This is a genomic window from Massilia sp. 9I (assembly GCF_902506415.1).
Classification (GTDB): domain Bacteria; phylum Pseudomonadota; class Gammaproteobacteria; order Burkholderiales; family Burkholderiaceae_D; genus Telluria.
In genome coordinates, this window is sequence record NZ_LR733275.1 from 3,854,850 (window position 1) to 3,875,553 (window position 20,704).

Here is a 20,704-nt window from a genome sequence, read left to right on the forward strand (position 1 = left end):
TTGCAGTAGACTGCTCCGTTGGCAATAGAATGATTATTCACCCTGAATGAGTGCTTTCCAGATGACGCGTTCCACCCGCTTCCACGTTCTTAAACATGCAGGCAAGCCTGCAAAACGCGCGCTCGCCACGGCCCTGCTGTGCGCGCTGACCACGGGCCAGGTGTTGGCCCAAGCCAAAGTGCCGTCGACGGCGCCGGCCACGAATCCGGGTAGCGGCTTCCTGCCGCCGGCATCGGCCAATGCCAAGGTGATCGATTCGATCCACGTGGTGGTCAATGACGAAGTGATCACGAAGAACGAGGTGCGCAACCGCGTCGCCCAGACCGTGCAGAACCTCAAGGCGCGCAACACGCAGCTGCCGGACCAGGCCACCCTGGAGCGCCAGGTGGTCGAGGCGATGATCGTCGAGCGCGCGCAGATCCAGCTGGCCAAGGAAATGGGCGTGCGCGTCGACGACCGCCAGCTCGACTCCACCATCGGCCGCATCGCCGAGAACCAGAAGATGTCGGTGCAGGAGATGCGCAACCAGATGGAAAAAGAGGGCATGGCCTACAGCCAGTTCCGCGACGACATCCGCAACGAGATCATGATGCAGCGCCTGCGCGAGCACGAGGTCGACTCCAAGATCCAGGTCTCGGAAGCCGAGATCGACACCTATCTCACCGCGTCGAAGGCGCTTGCCGCCGACAAGGTCGAGATGAACCTGGCGCAGATTCTGGTGGCGGTGCCCGAGAACGCCTCGCCGGAGCAGATCGCGGCACGCCGCGCACGCGCCGAGGAAGTGGCGCGCCAGCTGCGCACCGGCGCCGATTTCAGCAAGATGGCCGCCACTTATTCCGATTCGAACGACGCGCTGAAGGGCGGCGAGATCGGCTGGCGTGACCCGGACCGCCTGCCGCCGGTCTTCGCCACCGAACTGCGCAAGCTGAAGCCGGGCCAGGTCACCCAGGTGATCAAGACCAACGTCGGCTTCCACATCCTGAAGATGTCGGAGCAGCGCAGCCTGGCGGACGCCGCCGCTGCCGAGAAAGGCGCCGTGGTGCAGCAGACCCGCGCCAGCGTCATCCTCATGAAGCCGACGCCGACCATGACGGCGGACGACGTCAAGAAGAAGCTGCGCGAACTGCGCCAGAAGATCCTCGACAAGAGCGCTACCTTCGAAGACCTGGCGCGCCAGAACAGCCAGGAAACCGGCAGCGCGGCCAAGGGCGGCGACCTGGGCTGGCTGGAGCCGGGTGACGCCGGTCCGGAATTTGATCAGGCTCTGGCTACCCTGAAACCAGGCGAAATCTCGGATGTGATCGAGTCGCCGTTCGGCTTCAGCATCCTGCGCCTCGTCGAGCGCAAGAGCGAAGACCAGAGCGCGCAGAAAGAGCGCAACCTGGCCCGCCAGGTCCTGCGCGAGCGTAAGCTGCAGGAAGCGATGGAAGACTGGATGCGCCAGGTGCGCGACCGCGCCTACGTCGAGTTCCGCGAGGAGCAGTAATCCCATGGTGATGTCGACTGGAACCCGACCGGCGCTTGCAATCACGGTCGGCGAACCGGCCGGCATCGGCCCTGAAATCTCGATCCGCGCGGCCTGGGCGCTGCGCGAATCCGCCAACTGCGTGCTGGTCGGCGACGCCGCCTTCCTGGCGCTCACCGCCAGCCTGATCGACCCTTCCATCCGCCTCTCGGCGCTGTCGACCCAGGCGCTGCGCAACGGCGGCCTGCCGCACTTCGGCAAGGATCGCCTGGCCGTCATCGACGTGCCGCTCGCGGCCCATGTGGTGCCGGGCACCCTGGACGCGGAAAACGGGCGCGCCGTGCTGGCCACCCTCGACCTCGCGATCGAAGGGGCCCGGAACGGCTGGTTCGACGGCATCGTCACCGCGCCGCTCCAGAAAAGCACGATCAACGACGCCGGCGTGGCCTTCTCGGGCCATACCGAATACCTGGCCGAAAAAACGGGAACGTCCAAGGTGGTGATGATGCTGGCGGGGCAGCCGGCGGGCGAGCAGCCCTACCTGCGCGTGGCCCTGGCGACGACCCATCTGCCGCTGAAGGACGTCCCGGCGGCGCTCACGATCGACAATCTCACCCAGGTCATCGACATCATCGACGCCGACCTGAAAAACAAGTTCGGCATCGCCGCGCCGCGCATCCTGGTCACCGGCCTGAACCCGCACGCGGGCGAGAACGGCTACCTGGGCCGCGAAGAGATCGAGGTCATCACGCCCGTCCTGGAAGCGGCGAGGGCGCGCGGCATCGATGCGCGCGGCCCGTACCCGGCCGATACCCTGTTCCAGCCGAAGTACCTGCTCGATGCGGACTGCGTGCTGGCGATGTACCACGACCAGGGCCTGCCGGTGCTCAAATACGCCACCTTCGGGCACGGCATCAACGTCACGCTCGGCCTGCCGATCGTGCGCACCTCGGTCGACCACGGCACCGCGCTTGATCTCGCCGCCCAGGGCCTGGGCCTGGCCGATTGCGGCAGCATGATCGAAGCGATCCGCGCCGCCATGCAAATGGCCGCATCGCGCACCAAGTAAACACAAGAAGAAAGCACCCATGAAACACGTCGCACGCAAGCGCTTCGGCCAGAACTTCCTGACCGACAAACTCGTCCTGGACAACATCATCGACGCCATCGGGCCGCGCCGCGGCGAGACAATGGTCGAGATCGGGCCGGGACTGGCCGCGATGACGGCGCTGCTGCTCAAGTCGCTCGACCACATGCACGTGGTGGAGCTGGACCGCGACCTGGTGGCGCGCCTGGAAAAAGCCTATCCGCGCGAAAAGCTCACCGTGCATTCGGGCGACGCCTTGAAGTTCGATTTCGGTGCGATCCCGGTGCCTGAAGGGCAAAAGCTGCGCGTGGTCGGCAACCTGCCGTACAACATCTCGAGCCCGCTGCTGTTCCACCTGGCCGAATTCGCGCCCCTGGTCGAGGACCAGCATTTCATGCTGCAGAAGGAAGTGGTGGAGCGCATGGTGGCTGAGCCGGGCACCAAGGCCTACAGCCGCCTGTCGGTGATGCTGCAGTGGCGCTACGACATGGATTTGATGTTCATCGTCCCGCCGACCGCCTTCGACCCGCCGCCCCAGGTCGATTCCGCCATCGTGCGCATGATCCCGAAGCGCCAGATGCTGGAAGTCGATGGCGCCACCCTGGAAAAGGTGGTGGCCAAGGCCTTTTCCCAGCGCCGCAAGGTGATCCGCAACTGCGTAGCGGGGATGTTCACCGAAGCGCAGCTGGTCGAGGCGGGGATCGATCCGGGCGCCAGGCCGGAAGCGGTGGGCCTGGAGCAGTACGTGGCGCTCGCCAACCTGCTCTGAGTTCCTGACTCGTCCGATCGCAGGCGGCCGCGCCGCCTGCGCCCATTCTCTCCCCGTATCCAGCCCTGCATTGCGCTGCACAAGCGCAGCGCATCGCGCATTTCCCGCCCTTCAGACGCCGTTTCCTGCAGTCCGTCGCACCTGACTGGAGCCTTCAAGGGCCATTCGATAAAGTGCTTCCATCGACAGCCAACAACGGCTAACTGCTTACTAAATACACGCTGAAGGAGCGCAAAATGAACGTCCTCAAGAACATGGAAGCCATCTTCGTCGTCGCCCTGGCTCTCGCCGGCGTCAGCACCTACGCAGAAGCTGCGATCGGCCGCGCAGCCGACGCCGGCAATGCCCAGGTGTCGGTCAGCGCCTCGCAGGTCGCCGTCGTGAAGGTGTCGGCCAAGCGCCCGGCCTGATCCGCAGACAGCTGCCTCCGGCGGGTAGGCGAAAAAAAAGCCCGCTGTTGAGGCGGGCTTAAATCCAATTCTTTTCTGAGGAGAGTTGGAGGAGACAGGAGTTATTATGCTGCGTCACAGCATATAAGTCCAATTTCCCTTTCAAATACGAGACATAATTTAATTAAATATCTCTATCAGGCGCCGGTCTGGGCGCAGGTGATGTTGATGTTGGTGACATTGGCATCGCCCATGGTGCCGCTCGGGTTGGCCACGGTGCAGACGGCGCCCTTCGGTTGGGTGATCACGGCGACGCTATAGGTCTGGTTGTAGGGAACGGTGACCGGCATCTGGTATTCGAAGGCGGTGCCCGTGGTGTTGGTGTCGGCCGCCCCGATCGTGATGCTGCCGGTGGTACTGCCGTTGGCCAGCACCAGGCCGGTATTGTCCTTGGTCAGTCCGGTGATGGTGCCGCCGATCGTGTATTCATTGACGACGCACGAGAAACGCGCGTTGATCACGGCCAGGCGGCCGGCGGTGTCCGCGGCGCTCAGCTGGTAGAACTGGTTCACGCCGCAGCTCTGGTGAGGCGGGTTGGCCTTGACCGAGACGCTGTAGGTATCGCCGTAGTCGAGCTTCTTCGGGAAGCTGAAGGTCACCGGGTCGCCGGCCTTGGCCGGAGGCGCGACGGTGATGTCTTCGCCGTTATTGGTCAGCACCAGGCTAGGGTATTGCAGGCCTTCGACGGTGCCGGCCACCGTGTAGGTATCGTCGCCGCCGCCGCCGCAGGATGCGAGGCCCACTGCCACTGCCAGCATGGCTGCCGAACGGATCAGGGAAAACTTCATCAAGATTGCTCCAGTTTATTAAGTACGCGGGCCGCAGCTCACTGCGACATTGGTGATGTCGGCCTGGCCCACGGTGCCGCTGCCGTTGGCGACGGTGCAGGTCTGGTTGTCGGGCTGGGTCAGGACCGAGACGGTGTAAGGCGCGTCTTCGTTGACCTTGGCCATGGTGAAGGAGGTGGCGCCAGGCGCCACCGTGACGCGGTCGGCGCCGTTCACCAGCACCAGGGTGCCGGCCAGGCCGCTGACCGTGCCCTTCAGCTCATGCTGGCGGATGGTGCAGACGACCTGCACGGTGGTGATGTTGAAGGCCACCTTGCCGGTATTCTGGGAAGCCACGCACTTCTCGGCGTTGCTCGGAATGGTCTTGACGGTGACGTTGTAGCTGGAATCGGTTTCCACCAAATTCGGGAAATAGAAGGTTCCCGCGCCGGTGCTGGTCGGGTCGACCGTCAGGTCGGAGCCGCCATTGTTCTGCAGGACCAGGCCAGGCTTGGTGACGCCACTAAACGAACCACCGACGACCAGGTCGCCATCGCTGCCGCCGCAGGCGGTCAGCGCCAGCGCGCATGCCATCGCGGCACCGGCACGCAGGTACGAACTCTTCATAATTTCTCCAAAAATCTGACTGGTGAACGTGCTAAGGATGTGCAATGTGGCCGCAAACACGCGGTCGGACACCCATTGAACACAATAATCGCCCAACATTTTAGTCCATTTGGCAAGCAGCTGGACGGTTTGCCTTTGTATCACGGTGTAACCGCCGGTAGCCCGCAGGCTGCGTACGATTGATTTCTACAGGCGTGCTCGCTATCCTTGCCCTGAGCGCCACCTTCCCACCGCCCCCACCATGACCGCACGCCGTCCCTGGCCCAAAGCCGTATTGTTCGACCTCGACGACACCCTGTGGCCGATCGCCCCGGTCATCATCGAAGCCGAGCAGATCCTGTTCGCCTGGCTGCGCGAACATGCGCCGCGGGTAGCCCAGCAGTACACGATCGAGACCCTGCGCCAGGCCCGGCTCGAGCTGCTGGCGCGCCAGCCGGAATTCCAGCTGGACCTCGGCGCCCTGCGCCGCGCCGGCCTGATCGCCGCCTTCGAGCAGGCCGGCGAGGATGCCGGCAAGGTGGAACTGGCGATGACCGAGTTCTTCGCCGCCCGCAACGCGGTGATTCCCTACGACGACGTGCTGCCCGGCCTGCTGCGCCTGAAGGGCAGGGTGCTGATCGGCTCCGTCACCAACGGCAATGCCGATCTGCAGACGATCGGCCTGGCGCGCCACTTCGACGCCTCGGTCTCCGCGCCCGGCTTCGGCGTCGGCAAGCCGGACCGCGCGATCTTCCTGGAGGGCTGCCGCCTGCTCGGCGTCGCGCCGGGCGAAGCGGTCTACGTGGGCGACGACCTGCGCCTGGATGTCTACGGCGCCCAGCGCGCCGGCCTGCGCGCCGTGTGGATGAACCGCACCGGCCAGGTCAACTACCTGCCGGACGAAGTCAGGCCGGACGCCGAGGTGAGCGATCTGGACGGACTGCTGGACTGGCTCAAGCGCGAGCACGTCTGAACTGGCGCCAGCCGCGCAAGCGTGCATAATAGAGAGCGATCTTCCGCATTCCTGACCCAGCAACCCGCATGCAACTCGAACCCCGCGCCCAGACCCTGCTCAAAGCCCTCGTCGAACGCTACATCGCCGACGGCCAGCCTGTCGGCTCGCGTGCGCTCTCGAAGATCTCCGGCCTCGACGTGTCGCCGGCCACGATCCGCAACATCATGGCCGACCTCGAGGAAATGGGCTATGTCGCCAGTCCGCACACCTCGGCCGGCCGGATCCCGACGCCGCGCGGCTACCGGCTGTTCGTCGACACCCTGCTCACCGTGCAGCACATCGACGAGCAGGCCGCCGCCGCCCAGCACATGCGCCTGCCCGTGCAGCAGCCCCAGAAGATGATTGCCAATGCGGCCCAGATGCTGTCCTCGCTGACGCAGTTCGCCGGCGTAGTGCAAAGCCCGCGGCGCGAGTCGGTGTTCCAGCAGATCGAATTCCTGCGCCTGTCCGAGAAGCGCATCCTGCTGGTGATCGTCGACCCGCGCGGCGACGTCCAGAACCGCCTGCTGCTGACCGACGTCGACTACAGCCCGAGCCAGCTGACGCAGTCGGCCAACTACCTGAACCAGAATTACGCCGGCCTCACCTTCGACGAGGTGCGCCAGCGCCTGGGCGGCGAACTGCGCCAGCTGCGCGACGACATGGGCAGGCTGATGCAGGTGGCGGTGGAGGCGGGCAGCGAGGCGATGGCCGAGGGCGACGACATGGTGATCGCGGGCGAGCGCAACCTGCTGTCGGTGTCGGATCTGTCGTCCAACATGAGCTCGCTGCGCCAGATGTTCGAGATGTTCGAGCAGAAGACCGGCCTGATGCAGCTGCTGGACGTGTCGAGCAAGGCGGGCGGGGTGCAGATCTTCATCGGCGGCGAATCCAAGCTGGTGCCGATGGACGAAATGAGCGTGGTGACGGCGCCCTACGAGGTGAATGGCCGCATCGTCGGCACCCTGGGGGTGATCGGCCCCACCCGCATGGCCTACGAGCGGGTGATTCCGATTGTGGATATTACGGCGAAGCTGTTGTCGAATGCCCTGAGCCAGCCGTGAGCTTCAGTTCTATCAGCCCTTGCGCGGGCAGCCCACTTTCACGCAATTGCCATAAATCGCCAGCGAGTGCTCGGCAATCTTGAAGCCGCGCTCCACCGCGATCTTGTGCTGGCGCGACTCGATCTCTTCGTCGTAGAACTCTTCCACGTGGCCGCAGTCCAGGCAGACGAGGTGGTCGTGGTGGGAGCCGGCGTTCAGCTCGTAGATGGCCTTGCCGGTTTCGAAGTGGTTACGGTTCAGCAGGCCGGCCTGTTCGAACTGGGTCAGCACGCGGTACACCGTGGCCAGGCCCACGTCCATGTTATCCGCCAGCAGGATCTTGTAGACATCTTCCGCCGTCAGGTGCCGCACGCTGCTGTTCTGGAAGATTTCCAGGATTTTCAGGCGCGGCAGGGTAGCCTTCAGGCCACTGGCCTTCAGGTCGGTCGGGTTGTTACTCATGTTTGTTACTCGTAGTTTGGCGGAAGTGCTTTATGATATAGCGTTTTGGAGCTCCCGCTCAAACGTTTTGAGGTTACCTATGCATGTCAAACCAGCCGTTTTCCGTCGATTCTCCTCTCGGGCAGCACTCGCGGCGGGCCTCGCCTGCACCTTGACGCTGTCCGGCTGCGCGGCCTGGCGCAACCAGACCCGCCCGGCTGCACCGGTGGAGACGGATCCGGCGACCATCGTCGCCGACGCCCAGAAATCGGCCGCCGCCGCGAATGCCGGCGCCCAGACCGTCCAGGCGTCCAAGCTGCAGAAGTTCTTCTGGATCTTCTCGCCCTACCGCCCCGACATCCAGCAGGGTAACTTCGTTTCGGCCGAAATGCTGAGGGAGCTGAAGGTCGGCCAGACCCGCGACCAGGTGCGCTTCATCCTCGGTTCGCCGCTGCTCACCGACGTGTTCCACGACGATCGCTGGGACTTCCCGTTCTACCTCGCGCGCGGCAACGGCGAGCTGACCACCAGCCGCGTCACCGTCTACTTCAAGGACGACAAGGTCGAACGCTTCGAAGGCGGCAACCTGCCGACCGAGCGCGAATACATCGACCGCATTGCCGGCCCGGCCAAGGTGAGCACCAAGGCCAAGCCGGAATCGCGTCCGGTCGAACCGGCGAAGATCGGCGGCGCTCCGGTCATCCAACCGTAAGGTCGCAGCCATGAGCAAGCTGAAAATCGCCGTTGCCGGCGCCAGCGGCCGCATGGGCCGCATGCTGGTCGAAGCCATCCAGGCCGCGCCCGACGCCGAGCTGGCAGGCGCGCTGGACGTCGCCGGCTCGCCCCACGTGGGCACGGACGCGGGCGCCTTCGCCGGCCAGCTGACTGGCGTGAGCATCCAGTCCGACCTGGCCCTCGGCCTCAAGGACGCCGACGTCCTGATCGACTTCACCCGCCCGGAAGGCACGCTGCAGCACCTGGAATACTGCGTCGCCAACAATGTGCAGCTGGTGATCGGCACCACCGGTTTCGACGACGCCGGCAAGGCTGCCATTCGTGCGGCAGGCGAGAAGGTGGGCATCGTGTTCGCGCCGAACATGAGCGTGGGCGTGAACGTCACCCTCAAGTTGCTGGAAATGGCAGCGAAGAGCTTCAGCGAAGGCTACGACATCGAGATCGTCGAAGCGCACCACCGCCACAAGGTCGATGCGCCGAGCGGCACCGCGCTGAAGATGGGCGAGGTGATCGCCGATGCCCTGGGCCGCGACCTCAAGGAATGCGCCGTCTATGGCCGCGAAGGCGTGACCGGCGAGCGCGACCCGTCGACCATCGGCTTCGCCACCGTGCGCGGCGGCGACGTGGTGGGCGACCACACCGTCATGTTCCTCGGCACGGGCGAGCGCATCGAGATCAGCCACAAATCGAGCAGCCGCGTGACCTATGCCCATGGCGCCCTGCGCGCCGCGCGCTTCCTGGCGGGCAAGCCGAACGGCCTGTTCGGCATGGACGACGTGCTGGGCCTGAAGGCTTGAGATGGCAGTCGCAGAACTGAACGGCGCCGCCATCGTCGACGAAGCCTCCTTCCACGCGGAGAGCCGGCGCGCCTTCGGCTTCCCCGATTCGTACGCGGAGTCGATCGACGCCTGGGTGGACTGCATGAGCTACCTGCGCGACGATGAGAACATGACCAAGTTCCGGCTCAAGCCGGATGAGGTGCTGGAAATCGTCATCCTCGACGCGGAAAAAATGAAGGCGGCCGCACCCGACCTGCTGGAAGAGCTCGCTTTCTGCGTGGGCGGCATCAACGAGCGTTACGACGATTACGGCGAGAAGCCGGCGCTGGAACTCGTGCTGCGCTAAGGGGCCACAGCGTCCATCACCGCCATCCCTGTCGAGACAGGCATGGCGGTTTTTTATTGCGCTTCTGCCTTTCGCCGCAGTGCAATACGAAACAGTATAATGTCCGGTTCCACCCCTCATTACGTCTGCAGAAATCATGCAAGAAAAATATAGTCCAGCCGAAGTAGAACAGGCCGCCCAGGCCTACTGGAAGTCGATCGACGCCTACAAGGCGGTCGAACACGACCCGCGTTTCCCGAAAGGCAAGTATTACGCCTGCTCGATGCTGCCTTACCCGTCGGGCAAGCTGCACATGGGTCACGTGCGCAACTATACGATCAACGATGTGATGTACCGCTACCTGCGGATGAACGGCTACAACGTGCTGATGCCGATGGGCTGGGACGCCTTCGGCATGCCGGCCGAGAACGCGGCGATGGCGAACAATGTGCCGCCGGCGGAGTGGACCTATTCGAACATCGCGCACATGCGCGGGCAGATGGAATCGATGGGCCTGGCCATCGATTGGTCGCGCGAGATGACCGCCTGCAAGCCGGAATACTACAAGTGGAACCAGTGGATGTTCCTCAAGATGCTCGAGAAGGGCATCATCTACCAGAAGACCGGCACCGTGAACTGGGACCCGGTGGACCAGACCGTGCTGGCGAACGAACAGGTGGTGGACGGCCGCGGCTGGCGCTCGGGCGCGCTGATCGAGAAGCGCGAGATCCCGATGTACTACGTGCGCATCACCGACTACGCGGACGAGCTGCTGGACTACGTTGACAACAAGCTGCCGGGCTGGCCGGAGCGCGTGCGCATCATGCAGGCGAACTGGATCGGCAAGTCGACCGGCGTGCGCTTCGCCTTCCCGCACGTGATCATGGACGAAGCCGGTGAACTCATCAACGACGGCAAGCTGTACGTCTTCACCACCCGCGCCGACACCATCATGGGTGTGACCTTCTGCGCCGTCGCGGCCGAGCATCCGCTGGCCCAGCACGCAGCGAAGAACAACCCGGAACTGCAGGCCTTCATCGCCGAGTGCAAGCTGGGCTCCGTGATCGAAGCCGACATGGCGACGATGGAGAAGAAGGGCATGCCGACGGGCCTGTCCGTGACGCACCCGGTCACCGGTGAGCAGGTGCCGGTCTGGGTCGGCAACTACGTCCTCATGACCTACGGCGACGGCGCCGTGATGGGCGTGCCGGCGCATGACGAGCGCGACTTCGGCTTCGCGAAAAAATACGATCTGCCGATCAAGCAGGTGGTGGAAGTCCCGGGTCAGGAATTTTCGCTCGACGCCTGGCAGGAGTGGTACGGCGACAAGGAACACGGCAAGACCATCAACTCGGGCAAGTACGACGGCCTCGATTACATCGCGGCGGTCAACGCCGTGGCGGGCGACCTGGCCGCACAGGGCCTGGGCGACAAGAAGGTCACCTTCCGCCTGCGCGACTGGGGCATCTCGCGCCAGCGCTACTGGGGCACCCCGATTCCGATGATCCACTGCGGCGACTGCGGCGCGGTGCCGGTGCCCGAGCAGGACCTGCCGGTCGTGCTGCCGGAACACCTGGTCCCGGACGGCACCGGCAACCCGCTGAACAAGGACGAAGCCTTCCTCAAGTGCGATTGCCCGAAGTGCGGCAAGCCGGCGCGCCGCGAGACCGACACGATGGACACCTTCATCGATTCGTCCTGGTACTACATGCGCTATACCTCGCCGGGTTCGAACGACAAGATGGTCGACGAGCGCAACGACTACTGGATGCCGATGGACCAGTACATCGGCGGCATCGAACACGCCGTCATGCACCTGCTGTACGCGCGCTTCTGGACCAAGGTGATGCGCGACTTCGGCCTGCTCAAGTTCGACGAGCCTTTCGTCAACCTGCTGACCCAGGGCATGGTGCTGAACGAGACCTACTACCGCGAGGATGCATCGGGCAAGAAGACCTGGTTCAACCCGGCCGACGTCGAACTGACCTTCGACGATAAAGGCCGCCCGCAGAGCGCGGTCCTGAAGTCGGACGGCCAGCCGGTGGAGATCGGCGGCACCGAGAAGATGTCGAAGTCGAAGAACAACGGCATCGACCCGCAGGCCCAGATCGAGCAGTACGGCGCCGACACCGCGCGCCTGTTCACCATGTTCGCTTCGCCGCCGGAACAGACCCTGGAGTGGTCGAACAGCGGTGTCGAAGGCGCGAGCCGCTTCCTGCGCCGCGTCTGGGCTTATGGCTATGCGCAGCGCGAGCGTATCGCGGCGGCGCTGCAAGGCCAGCAGCAAGGTTCGCTCGACGACGCCCAGAAGACCCTGCGCCGCGAAGTGCACAAGGTGCTGCAGCAGGCCGACTACGACCTCAAGCGCATCCAGTACAACACCGTGGTCTCGGCCTGCATGAAGATGCTGAACACGCTGGAGTCCAGCAAGCTGGCGGAAGGTGTCGCGAGCGACGCTGTCATCGCCGAAGGCTTCTCGATCTTCCTGCGCCTGCTGAACCCGGTGGCGCCGCACATCACCCACGCACTGTGGCAGGATCTGGGCTATGCCGCCGTCTACGGCGACATCCTCAATGTGCAGTGGCCGGAAGTCGACCCGGCCGCGCTGGAACAGTCCGAGATCGAACTGATGATCCAGGTGAACGGCAAGCTGCGCGGCTCGGTCAAGGTGGCGAAGGACGCCGACAAGGCGAGCATCGAAGCCGCCGCGCTGGCCGAGGAATCGGTGCAGAAGTTCATCGAAGGCACGCCGAAGAAGGTCATCGTCGTCCCGGGTAAACTCATCAACATCGTGGTGTAATCGATGAAGACCAATATGGTGCGCGTCATCCTGGCGCTGCTGGCGGCTGCAATCCTGGCGGGTTGCGGCTTCCAGCTGCGCGGCTCGAACGGCCAGTACAACATGCCCTTCAAGAGCATCTACCTGGCTTTCGCCGAGACTTCGCCGCTGGGCACGGAGCTCAAGCGCAACCTGCGCGCTGGCGACGGCGTGCGCATCGAGCCTGACGCCTCCAAGGCGGAAGCGCTGTTCGACGTGCTGTCCGAATCGCGCGGCAAGGCGATCCTGTCGCTGAACAGCCTGGGCCGGGTGCGCGAATACTCGCTCAGCTATACGCTGGTGTTCCGCGTGCGCAACGCCAACAACAAGGAGCTGCTGGCCCCGACCGAGATCACCCTGCGCCGCAACATCGCCTTCGACGAATCGCAGGTGCTGGCCAAGGAATCGGAAGAGCAGCTCCTGTACCGCGACATGCAGGCCGACCTGGTGCAGCAGATCCTGCGCCGCCTGGCGGCCATCAAACCGGTGTGAAGCTGACTTATGCAACTGCGGCCTGAGGCCCTGGAGGGCCACCTGGCCAAGGGCCTCGCGCCCTTGTACGTGATCACCAGCGACGAGCACCTGCTCGCGCTGGAAGCGGCCGACCGCATCCGCAAGACCGCCCGCGCCCAGGGCTACACCGAGCGCGACGTGCTCACGGTCGAGCGCAACTTCAAATGGGGCGAGTTGCTGGCGGCGAACCAGGCCATGTCCCTGTTCGGCGACAAGAAGCTGATCGAGCTGCGCATCCCGAGCGGCAAGCCGGGCAAGGACGGCAGCGCCGCCCTGCAGGCGTATGCCAAGGACCTGGGTCCCGACAACCTCACCCTCGTCACCCTGCCGAAGCTGGACTGGCAGACCGCCAAGGCGTCCTGGGTGGCGGCGCTGCAGCAGGCGGCCGTCTACATCGAGATCCCGAACGTGGAGCGCCCCGCATTGCCGGGCTGGATCGGCATGCGCCTGGGCGCGCAGGGGCAGAGCGCCGAGCGCCAGAGCCTGGACTTCATCGCCGACCGCGTCGAGGGCAACCTGCTGGCGGCGCACCAGGAGATCCAGAAGCTCGGGCTGCTGTACGAGCCGGGCAAGCTGAGCTTCGAGCAGGTGCAGGATGCGGTGCTCAACGTGGCGCGCTACGACGTGTTCAAGCTGTCCGAAGCGATGCTGCACGGCGACCCGGCGCGCCTGGCGCGCATGCTCGACGGTTTGAAGGGCGAGGGCGAGGCCCTGCCGCTGGTCTTGTGGGCCGTCAGTGAAGAAATCCGCACGCTGCTAAAATTGAAATCCGGGATGGCGCAGGGACGCCCGCTGGGCGCGCTGCTCAAGGAATACCGCATCTGGGGTCCGCGCGAGCGGATGATGGAGCCGGCGCTGCGCCGCGTGTCGGTGGCCACGCTGGAAGCGGCCCTGCAGGAAGCGGCGCAGGTCGACCGCATGGTCAAAGGCCTGCGCGCGAAAGCCTTCGCCGGGGACGCGTGGGATGCCATGCTCCAGCTGGCGCTTAAAGTAGCCCGCGGCGCGTAACTGTAGGGTGGGCGGGTCTCCCGCCCACGCGTCCAACCGGCTGCCGCGCTACTCAACTGCTGTTTGAACGCGTGGGCGGACAAGCCGCCCACCCTACGAAAACCGAAACGGGCTACACGATGGACATCACCGAACACATGCACTCCATGGGCCGCAAGGCCCGTGCCGCCTCGCGTGCGATGGCGCGTGCCGACGGCGCCACGCGCAACCGCGCACTGCTCCTGATCGCCGACGCCATCGAGCGCGACGCGGCCGTGCTGCGTGCCGCCAACCAGGAGGACATGGACGCCGCGCGCGCCGCCGGCCTGGAACCGGCCCTGCTCGACCGCCTGCTGCTGTCGGACAGCGCCATCAAGACCATGGTCGACGGCCTGCGCCAGATCGTCACGCTGCCCGACCCGGTGGGCGAAATCACCAACATGAAGTCGCGCCCGAGCGGCATCCAGGTCGGCCAGATGCGCGTGCCGCTGGGCGTCATCGGCATCATCTACGAAGCGCGTCCGAACGTGACGGTGGATGCGGCGGGCCTGTGCATCAAGAGCGGCAACGCCGCGATCCTGCGCGGCGGTTCGGAAGCGATCCACTGCAATCGCGCGCTTGCGAAACTGGTGAGCGAAGGCCTGCAGGGTGCGGGACTGCCACTCGATGCGGTGCAGGTGGTCGATACGACCGACCGCGCCGCCGTCGGCGCCCTGATCACGATGCCGCAGTACGTGGACGTGATCGTACCGCGAGGCGGCAAGGGCCTGATCGCGCGCCTGATGGATGAAGCAACGGTCCCGATGATCAAGCACCTGGACGGCATCTGTCACGTCTACATCGACGACAAGGCCGACATCGCCAAGGCGCTGCCCGTGGCTTTCAACGCCAAGTGCCACCGCTACGGTACCTGCAACACCATGGAGACGCTGCTGGTGTCGCGCGCGATCGCGCCAAGCGTGCTGCCGCAGCTGGCGGAGCTGTACAAAACGAAAGAGGTCGAGCTGCGCGCCGACGCGGAAGCCCATGCGATCCTGGCCGGCTACCCGCACCTGAAGCACGCCACGGAGCAGGACTGGAGCACCGAATACCTCGCGCCGATCCTGGCGATCCGCGTGGTGGAAGGGCTGGACGGTGCGATCGACCACATCAACACCTGGTCCTCGAAGCACACCGAGTCGATCGTCACCGAAGACTACAGCGCCGCGCTGCGTTTCCTGCGCGAGGTGGATTCCGCTTCGGTCATGGTGAACGCCTCGACCCGCTTCGCGGACGGCTTCGAGTACGGGCTGGGCGCGGAGATCGGCATCTCGAACGACAAGCTGCACGCGCGCGGGCCGGTCGGGCTGGAAGGCCTGACTTCGCTGAAATACGTCGTGTTCGGTCACGGCGAAATCCGTCAATAACAATAAGGAAGCGCATGTACCTCTGGATCAAGGCCCTGCACATCGTCTTCATCGCCTCCTGGTTCGCCGGGCTGTTCTACCTGCCGCGCATCTTTGTGAACCTGGCGCAGGAAACCAATCCGGCCGCGCTCGAGCGCCTGCTGGGCATGGGTCGCCGGCTATACCGCTTCACCACGATCCTGATGGTGCCGGCGCTGGTGCTGGGCCTCTGGCTATGGCTGGGCTACGGCATCAAGGGCGGCTGGCTGCACGCGAAGCTCGCGCTCGTGATCCTGACGATCGGCTACCATCACGCCTGCGGCTCGCTGCTCAAGAAGTTCGAGCGCGGCGCGAACCAGCGCAGCCACAAGTGGTATCGGTATTTCAATGAAGTGCCGGTCCTGCTGCTGCTGGCGATCGTGATCCTGGTGGTCGTCAAACCGTTCTGAACAGCATCACCTGATTGCATTGCCGCCGGTGCGGACCGGCGGCGCCTGACTCATTTTTTTTAACGGACAAAGGGTACCCCTCATGGCCTCATACTTTTGCCCATGCCCGCGCGGCATGGAAGCGGCGCTTGCCGAAGAACTGGGCGAAATCGCCCAACAAAGCACCACCATGCGGGTGCACAACCAGGTGCCGGGCGGTGTGCACTGCTCCGGTTCGATGACGGACGCCTATCGCATCAACCTGCACTCGCGGATCGCTTCGCGCGTGCTGATGCGCATGGGCCAGCGCAGCTACAACAACGAGAACGATATCTATGACCTGGTGCTCGAGCAGCCCTGGGAAGACTGGTTCGGCGTGAACCACACCATCCGCGTCGACGTCACCGCGGTCAAGTCGCCGCTGAAGAGCCTCGAATTCACTACGCTGAAGATCAAGGACGCCGTCTGCGACCGCTTCCGCGACCAGTTCAACAAGCGCCCCTCGGTCAATACCCGCGAGCCGGACATGCGCATCGTCGGTTTCCTCGACCAGCGCAACTTCATCATCTATCTCGACACCTCGGGCGAGGCACTGTTCAAGCGCGGCTGGCGCGAAGAGACGGGTGATGCGCCGTTGCGCGAGAACCTGGCCGCCGGCATGCTGCGGGTGGCCGGCTGGAAGCCGGGCGTGCCACTGTTCGACCCGATGTGCGGCTCCGGCACCATCCTGGTCGAAGCCGCCCAGATGGTGCAGGGCATTCCGCCGGGCGCGCGGCGCCATTTCGCTTTCGAGAAATTCGCCGGTTTTGAGCGCGAAGCCTGGGCCGCGCTGAAGGCCGAGATCAAGCCGAACGCCTTGCCTTCCGAACCGACCATTTTCGGCTCCGACATCTCGGGCGACATGGTCGCGATGACCCGCCACAACCTCAAGATCGCCGGCATCCTGTTCGAGGTGCCGCTCAAGCAGATCGAGGCCCAGCACGTCTCGCCGCCCACCAGCGAGCCTGGCATCCTCTTGACCAATCCGCCCTACGGCGAGCGTATCGGCGTGCGCGGCGATTCCACCGTGCCGCAGGACGAGATGGCGGTGTCCTTCTATTCCGCGCTCGGCACCACGCTCAAGCAGCGCTTCGCGGGCTGGACCGCCTTCCTGTTCACGGCCGATCTCCAGCTGCCCAAGCTGCTGCGCCTGAAGGAATCGCGCAAGACTCCCTTCTTCAACGGCGCGCTCGAATGCCGCCTGTTCCGCTTCGACATGGTGGCCGGTTTCAACCGCCGCGAGGAAGCGAAACCCAAACAGGACGAATAGACCTAGATGCTGCCGCCGAGCGAACCAGACGATCTGCCCAAGGACCCGGTCACCCCGGTTCCGCTGCCCACCCCTCACAAGATCGCGATGCTGTCCGCCGGCGGCCTGGCCACGCTGCTGGCCATGCTGTCGATGCTGGGGCCGTTCTCGATCGACGCCTACCTGCCGGCCTTCCCGCAGATCCGCGCCGAACTGCACGCCACCCCACTGGAGGTCCAGCAGACCCTGACTGCCTACATGCTGGCCTTCGCCGGGATGTCGCTGTGGCACGGCGCGCTGTCGGACGCCTTCGGGCGCCGCAACGTGGTCTTGATCGCCCTGGTCGTGTTCGCGATCGGCACCTTCGGCTGCGCGGCGGCCAGCTCGGTGCACTACCTGTGGGTGTTCCGCATCATGCAGGGTGTGTCGGCGGGGGCGGGCGTGGTGGTGGGACGCGCCATCATCCGCGACCTGTACTCGGACGCGGCGGCGGCGCGCCTGCTGTCGATGGTGACCATGATCTTCTCGATCGCGCCGGCCATCGCGCCGGTGCTGGGCGGGTGGATCGTCACCTTCTTCGACTGGCGCGCGATCTTCCTGGGGCTGTGCGTGTACACCGTGGGCCTGGGCTGGTTCTCGTGGAAGCACCTGCCGGAGACCGTGCCGCTGGAAAAGCGCCAGCCCTTCAATCCGCGCTTCCTGGCCCAGAGCTACGGCGCCATCTTCAGCTCCTTCCTGTTCCATATGAAGGCGGGCGTGGTGGCGCTGAATTTCTCCGGCCTGTTCCTCTACATCTCGTCGGCGCCGGTGATGCTGCCCGAGCACCTGGGCCTCGGTCCTTCGGGCTTCGCCTGGCTGTTCGTGCCGACCGTGAGCGGAATCTTCCTGGGGGCGCTGGCCGCCAACCGCATGGCGGGCAAGCTGACGTTCGCGCGCCAGATCCGCGTCGGTTTCTTCTTCATGTTAGGTGCGGTCACCTTCAATGTGCTGTATCACAGCTTCCTGCCGCCGGCGCTGCCCTGGAGCGTGGCGCACATGTTCTTCTTCACCTTCGGCAGCTCGATCATCGCGCCGGGCGCCACCCTGATGGCGCTCGACCTGTTCCCCCACATCCGCGGCACCGTGGCTTCGTGCCAGTCCTTCGTCACCACCCTGGCCGGCGCGATCGTGGCCGGCGTGATCTCGCCCATGCTGTCGCACTCGGTGCTGTCGCTGGCGCTCGGCCAGGCGGGCTTCACCCTGCTGTCGATCGCCCTGTGGGCGACCGCGCGCCGCTACCGCCGGCAGAAAATACGCGATGGGGAGATGATGCCCTGAACGACGAGGCCCGCATCACCGGGCCTTTTTTCTTGCATGAAAGAATCTTTCACAAACACATGCATATATGAAATAATATTTCATTCGCCCAGCATCTGTCCCGCCCCCTCTTTAGCAATAGAGCGACTTCTCGACAACACTTTTTACAGAAAGTATTGTTCCCGATCAGAAATGTCTATATGCTAAGATAAGTTTTTCGTGCCCAGAACAAACGTCGAAACATTGTTCTGTTTGGTAGATAAACGAGCAAGACCGTGTGGCAGCCCGTCCTGGGATGCCTGGACAACCCTCGACAAGCGGCCACGTTTGAGACCATGCAACAATCGGATCAGGATATCCGCAATCGTCTGCTGATTGCACGTCTGCCGGCTATGCCGCAGATCCTCGTGCGTCTCATCGAGCACCTGCAGGCCGACGACCTCGGCATGCCGGAACTGGCCGCCCTGATTTCGAAGGACGCGGGCATGACGGGAAAGCTGCTGGCGGTGGCCAACAGCTCCGCTTACCAGCGCCACACCCGCAACGTCAATCTCGAGCAGTCCCTGATTGCCCTCGGCACCGACATGATCAAGACGCTGGTCATCAGCGACTCGGTGTTCCAGACCTTTAACAACTTCCCGCATTCCGGCAGCACCGACCTGCGCGCCTTCTGGAAGAATTCGCTGAGCACTGCGGTGATCGCGAAGGAGATCGCGCGCGCGGCCGAGTATCCGCACCTGGAAGAAGCCTACCTGGCGGGCCTGCTGCACAACGTCGGCCGCCTGGCGCTGCTGGCCACCGCCCCGAAAGAGTACGCCTTCAACTTCACCGCGCGCGACGACGAGGACTTGTGCGCCGTCGAGCAGCGCACCTTGCAGATCACCCACGCCGAAGCCGGCGCCTGGCTGATCGAACGCTGGCAGCTCGACTCCTTCCTGGCCGACGCGGTGCTGTACCACCACGAACCGAGCGAGCGCCTGGAATCGGCGCATCCCCTGATCCGCATCGTGCGCCTGGCCCACGTGCTGTCCAGCCATCCGGACGACGAGGTGTTGGTCGCCGAAGCCGCCGCCCTGTGCGGCATCGACGGCGAGCAGGCGGCCCAGATGCTGGCGGGCGCCGCGCGCCAGGTCGACAAGGCCGCCGCCCACCTCGGCATCGATCTGGCCGGCGCCGACGACATCCCGGCGCCGCCGGCCTATGCGCCGCCCGCGCTCGATCCGGTGCAGCAGCGTCTGTCCGAAGAAGTGCGCAACATGGTGCTGGTCTCGGAAGTGGGCCAGAGCTTCGCGCGCCAGCAGGGCGAAAGCGGCCTGCTGGAAGCGATGACGCGTTCGGCGCGCATCCTGTTCGACTTCGGCAATGCCGTGGTCCTGCTTGAAAACCCGACCGGCCACGCGCTGGTGGGCGCGCCGACCCAGGGCAGCCAGCGCATCGCCGAATTCGCCGTGCCGCTCGCGAAAGGCGGCGCGATCGCCAAGAGCGCGCTGGAACGCCGTCCGGCCTTCATCGGACGCGAACCGGAAGACGGCAGCCCGCTCGGCCTGGCCGAGGAACAGCTGCTGCGCATGCTCGGCTGCGACAGCATGGTGTGCGTGCCGCTGGTCGCAGGCGCGCGCTGCCTCGGCGTCTTGATCGGCGGCATCGCCACCTGGCAGATCCCGTACTGCCAGCGGCGCGAGCGCTTCATGCAGTCCTTCGGGGCGCAGGCCGCCACCGCACTGGAAAACATGCTGTCCGAGCGCGGCCATGCGCGCCGCCAGCTCGCCCACGTGGCCGAGGAATACCGCGAGGCCTCGCGCCGCGTGGTGCACGAAGTGAACAACCCGCTGTCGATCATCAAGAACTACCTGAGTGTCCTCGACAGCAAGCTGGCGCGCCAGGAGCCGGTCAACACCGAGATGTCGATCCTGAACGAAGAGATCGACCGCGTCGGCCAGCTGGTGAGCAGCCTGGCCGAGGTCAAGCCGCTCGACACCGGCCCGCTGCCGACCGACGTCGCCAAGGTGGTGGACGAAGTCCAGCGCCTGTTCCGCAGCACCGGCTTCGTCCCGGCTGCGGTTGAAATCTCGGTCACCATGCACGACGAGGCGACCCGCATCGAGGGCGACGCCGACGTGCTCAAGCAGATCCTGGTGAACCTGGTGAAGAACGCCATCGAAGCCCTGGGCAGCACGGGCGGGCGCATCGAGATCGTCAACCGCGGGCATGTGAACCGCGAGCGCCAGATGTACCTGGAGCTGGTCGTGAGCGACAACGGCCCCGGCCTGTCGCGCGAAGTGCTGGCCCATCTGTTCTCGCCGGTGAAGAGCACCAAGGACGGCGCCCACCACGGCCTCGGCCTGTCGATCGTCCATAGCCTGGTCAAGAAGCTGGGCGGCCACATCGCCTGCCGCAGCGGCCGCAGCGGCACTGCATTTGAAATTCTCCTGCCGGCGTGGTCCGGCGCCGGCGTCGGCACGGGCTTGGGTGAGCCTGTCGCGCTGCCGGCCCGCGCGCTGGGTTCCGCATAAAGTGATGATGAACGCG

20 protein-coding genes are annotated in these 20,704 nt (G+C 64.9%); 17 read left to right on the plus strand and 3 right to left on the minus strand.

The window, feature by feature from the left end:
* Positions 1–61 precede the first annotated feature (61 nt).
* The 4 genes from GV068_RS17260 to GV068_RS24960 all read left to right on the plus strand — a co-directional run bounded on the left by GV068_RS17260 (position 62) and on the right by GV068_RS24960 (position 3,731).
* The gene (locus tag GV068_RS17260; RefSeq protein ID WP_159700465.1) at positions 62–1,486 is read left to right on the plus strand and encodes a peptidylprolyl isomerase; all 1,425 of its coding nucleotides are present in this window, start codon (positions 62–64) and stop codon (positions 1,484–1,486) included.
* A gap of 10 nt (positions 1,487–1,496) precedes the next feature.
* Positions 1,497–2,534: a 4-hydroxythreonine-4-phosphate dehydrogenase PdxA gene (pdxA, locus tag GV068_RS17265; protein ID WP_201303394.1), complete on the plus strand. Its 1,038-nt coding sequence runs from the start codon at positions 1,497–1,499 to the stop codon at positions 2,532–2,534.
* Between the two features lie 19 nt (positions 2,535–2,553).
* On the plus strand, positions 2,554–3,321 hold the full coding sequence (gene rsmA, locus GV068_RS17270; RefSeq protein WP_159700471.1) for a 16S rRNA (adenine(1518)-N(6)/adenine(1519)-N(6))-dimethyltransferase RsmA: 768 nt from the start codon (positions 2,554–2,556) through the stop codon (positions 3,319–3,321).
* A 236-nt stretch (positions 3,322–3,557) separates the two neighbouring features.
* Complete coding sequence (locus GV068_RS24960; RefSeq protein ID WP_201303306.1) at positions 3,558–3,731, plus strand: hypothetical protein; 174 nt, start codon at positions 3,558–3,560, stop codon at positions 3,729–3,731.
* 176 nt (positions 3,732–3,907) lie between these two features.
* Here GV068_RS24960 and GV068_RS17275 read toward each other — a convergent pair whose 3' ends face one another.
* Both GV068_RS17275 and GV068_RS17280 read right to left on the minus strand, forming a co-directional pair.
* Positions 3,908–4,561 (minus strand): hypothetical protein, encoded by a 654-nt coding sequence (locus tag GV068_RS17275; protein ID WP_159700474.1) that lies wholly within the window; start codon positions 4,559–4,561, stop codon positions 3,908–3,910.
* Between the two features lie 15 nt (positions 4,562–4,576).
* Positions 4,577–5,164, minus strand: coding sequence for a hypothetical protein (locus GV068_RS17280; protein ID WP_159700477.1), 588 nt, complete (start codon positions 5,162–5,164; stop codon positions 4,577–4,579).
* A gap of 241 nt (positions 5,165–5,405) precedes the next feature.
* On the opposite strand from GV068_RS17280, the gene GV068_RS17285 reads away from it, so the two are divergent.
* Together GV068_RS17285 and hrcA are read left to right on the plus strand one after the other, a co-directional pair.
* Entirely contained in the window at positions 5,406–6,116 is a 711-nt protein-coding gene (locus tag GV068_RS17285; protein ID WP_159700480.1) for an HAD family hydrolase, read from the plus strand.
* A gap of 68 nt (positions 6,117–6,184) precedes the next feature.
* Complete coding sequence (gene hrcA, locus GV068_RS17290) at positions 6,185–7,201, plus strand: heat-inducible transcriptional repressor HrcA (protein ID WP_159700483.1); 1,017 nt, start codon at positions 6,185–6,187, stop codon at positions 7,199–7,201.
* Between the two features lie 12 nt (positions 7,202–7,213).
* On the opposite strand, the gene fur is transcribed toward hrcA, so the two are convergent.
* Positions 7,214–7,642 (minus strand): ferric iron uptake transcriptional regulator, encoded by a 429-nt coding sequence (gene fur, locus GV068_RS17295; protein ID WP_159700486.1) that lies wholly within the window; start codon positions 7,640–7,642, stop codon positions 7,214–7,216.
* 79 nt (positions 7,643–7,721) lie between these two features.
* Here fur and GV068_RS17300 point away from each other — a divergent pair, with 79 nt between their 5' ends.
* From GV068_RS17300 to GV068_RS17350, 11 genes are all read left to right on the plus strand, one after another.
* Complete coding sequence (locus GV068_RS17300) at positions 7,722–8,333, plus strand: outer membrane protein assembly factor BamE (protein ID WP_159700489.1); 612 nt, start codon at positions 7,722–7,724, stop codon at positions 8,331–8,333.
* A 10-nt stretch (positions 8,334–8,343) separates the two neighbouring features.
* The gene (gene dapB, locus GV068_RS17305) at positions 8,344–9,153 is read left to right on the plus strand and encodes a 4-hydroxy-tetrahydrodipicolinate reductase (RefSeq protein ID WP_159700492.1); all 810 of its coding nucleotides are present in this window, start codon (positions 8,344–8,346) and stop codon (positions 9,151–9,153) included.
* 1 nt (position 9,154) lies between these two features.
* Positions 9,155–9,481: a barstar family protein gene (locus tag GV068_RS17310; protein WP_159700495.1), complete on the plus strand. Its 327-nt coding sequence runs from the start codon at positions 9,155–9,157 to the stop codon at positions 9,479–9,481.
* 136 nt (positions 9,482–9,617) lie between these two features.
* Positions 9,618–12,260, plus strand: coding sequence for a leucine--tRNA ligase (leuS, locus tag GV068_RS17315; protein WP_159700498.1), 2,643 nt, complete (start codon positions 9,618–9,620; stop codon positions 12,258–12,260).
* A gap of 3 nt (positions 12,261–12,263) precedes the next feature.
* Positions 12,264–12,770 (plus strand): LPS assembly lipoprotein LptE, encoded by a 507-nt coding sequence (gene lptE, locus GV068_RS17320; protein ID WP_229464282.1) that lies wholly within the window; start codon positions 12,264–12,266, stop codon positions 12,768–12,770.
* Positions 12,771–12,779: 9 nt separating this feature from the next.
* Entirely contained in the window at positions 12,780–13,799 is a 1,020-nt protein-coding gene (holA, locus tag GV068_RS17325) for a DNA polymerase III subunit delta (RefSeq protein ID WP_159700501.1), read from the plus strand.
* Between the two features lie 119 nt (positions 13,800–13,918).
* Positions 13,919–15,184: a glutamate-5-semialdehyde dehydrogenase gene (locus tag GV068_RS17330; RefSeq protein ID WP_159700504.1), complete on the plus strand. Its 1,266-nt coding sequence runs from the start codon at positions 13,919–13,921 to the stop codon at positions 15,182–15,184.
* 14 nt (positions 15,185–15,198) lie between these two features.
* The gene (locus tag GV068_RS17335) at positions 15,199–15,612 is read left to right on the plus strand and encodes a CopD family protein (protein ID WP_159700507.1); all 414 of its coding nucleotides are present in this window, start codon (positions 15,199–15,201) and stop codon (positions 15,610–15,612) included.
* 82 nt (positions 15,613–15,694) lie between these two features.
* Positions 15,695–16,900 (plus strand): class I SAM-dependent RNA methyltransferase, encoded by a 1,206-nt coding sequence (locus GV068_RS17340; protein ID WP_373888417.1) that lies wholly within the window; start codon positions 15,695–15,697, stop codon positions 16,898–16,900.
* Between the two features lie 6 nt (positions 16,901–16,906).
* Complete coding sequence (locus GV068_RS17345; protein WP_159700511.1) at positions 16,907–18,196, plus strand: multidrug effflux MFS transporter; 1,290 nt, start codon at positions 16,907–16,909, stop codon at positions 18,194–18,196.
* Positions 18,197–18,510: 314 nt separating this feature from the next.
* Entirely contained in the window at positions 18,511–20,688 is a 2,178-nt protein-coding gene (locus GV068_RS17350) for an HDOD domain-containing protein (protein ID WP_159700514.1), read from the plus strand.
* Positions 20,689–20,704 lie beyond the last annotated feature (16 nt).

Coding starts and splice junctions, on each gene's coding strand:
- GV068_RS17260 (WP_159700465.1), top strand. CDS start 62: ATGACGCGTTCCACCCGCTTCCACGTTCTTAAACATGCAGGCAAGCCT.
- pdxA (WP_201303394.1), top strand. CDS start 1,497: ATGTCGACTGGAACCCGACCGGCGCTTGCAATCACGGTCGGCGAACCG.
- rsmA (WP_159700471.1), top strand. CDS start 2,554: ATGAAACACGTCGCACGCAAGCGCTTCGGCCAGAACTTCCTGACCGAC.
- GV068_RS24960 (WP_201303306.1), top strand. CDS start 3,558: ATGAACGTCCTCAAGAACATGGAAGCCATCTTCGTCGTCGCCCTGGCT.
- GV068_RS17280 (WP_159700477.1), bottom strand. CDS start 5,164: ATGAAGAGTTCGTACCTGCGTGCCGGTGCCGCGATGGCATGCGCGCTG.
- GV068_RS17285 (WP_159700480.1), top strand. CDS start 5,406: ATGACCGCACGCCGTCCCTGGCCCAAAGCCGTATTGTTCGACCTCGAC.
- hrcA (WP_159700483.1), top strand. CDS start 6,185: ATGCAACTCGAACCCCGCGCCCAGACCCTGCTCAAAGCCCTCGTCGAA.
- fur (WP_159700486.1), bottom strand. CDS start 7,642: ATGAGTAACAACCCGACCGACCTGAAGGCCAGTGGCCTGAAGGCTACC.
- GV068_RS17300 (WP_159700489.1), top strand. CDS start 7,722: ATGCATGTCAAACCAGCCGTTTTCCGTCGATTCTCCTCTCGGGCAGCA.
- dapB (WP_159700492.1), top strand. CDS start 8,344: ATGAGCAAGCTGAAAATCGCCGTTGCCGGCGCCAGCGGCCGCATGGGC.
- GV068_RS17310 (WP_159700495.1), top strand. CDS start 9,155: ATGGCAGTCGCAGAACTGAACGGCGCCGCCATCGTCGACGAAGCCTCC.
- leuS (WP_159700498.1), top strand. CDS start 9,618: ATGCAAGAAAAATATAGTCCAGCCGAAGTAGAACAGGCCGCCCAGGCC.
- lptE (WP_229464282.1), top strand. CDS start 12,264: ATGAAGACCAATATGGTGCGCGTCATCCTGGCGCTGCTGGCGGCTGCA.
- holA (WP_159700501.1), top strand. CDS start 12,780: ATGCAACTGCGGCCTGAGGCCCTGGAGGGCCACCTGGCCAAGGGCCTC.
- GV068_RS17330 (WP_159700504.1), top strand. CDS start 13,919: ATGGACATCACCGAACACATGCACTCCATGGGCCGCAAGGCCCGTGCC.
- GV068_RS17335 (WP_159700507.1), top strand. CDS start 15,199: ATGTACCTCTGGATCAAGGCCCTGCACATCGTCTTCATCGCCTCCTGG.
- GV068_RS17340 (WP_373888417.1), top strand. CDS start 15,695: ATGGCCTCATACTTTTGCCCATGCCCGCGCGGCATGGAAGCGGCGCTT.
- GV068_RS17345 (WP_159700511.1), top strand. CDS start 16,907: ATGCTGCCGCCGAGCGAACCAGACGATCTGCCCAAGGACCCGGTCACC.
- GV068_RS17350 (WP_159700514.1), top strand. CDS start 18,511: ATGCAACAATCGGATCAGGATATCCGCAATCGTCTGCTGATTGCACGT.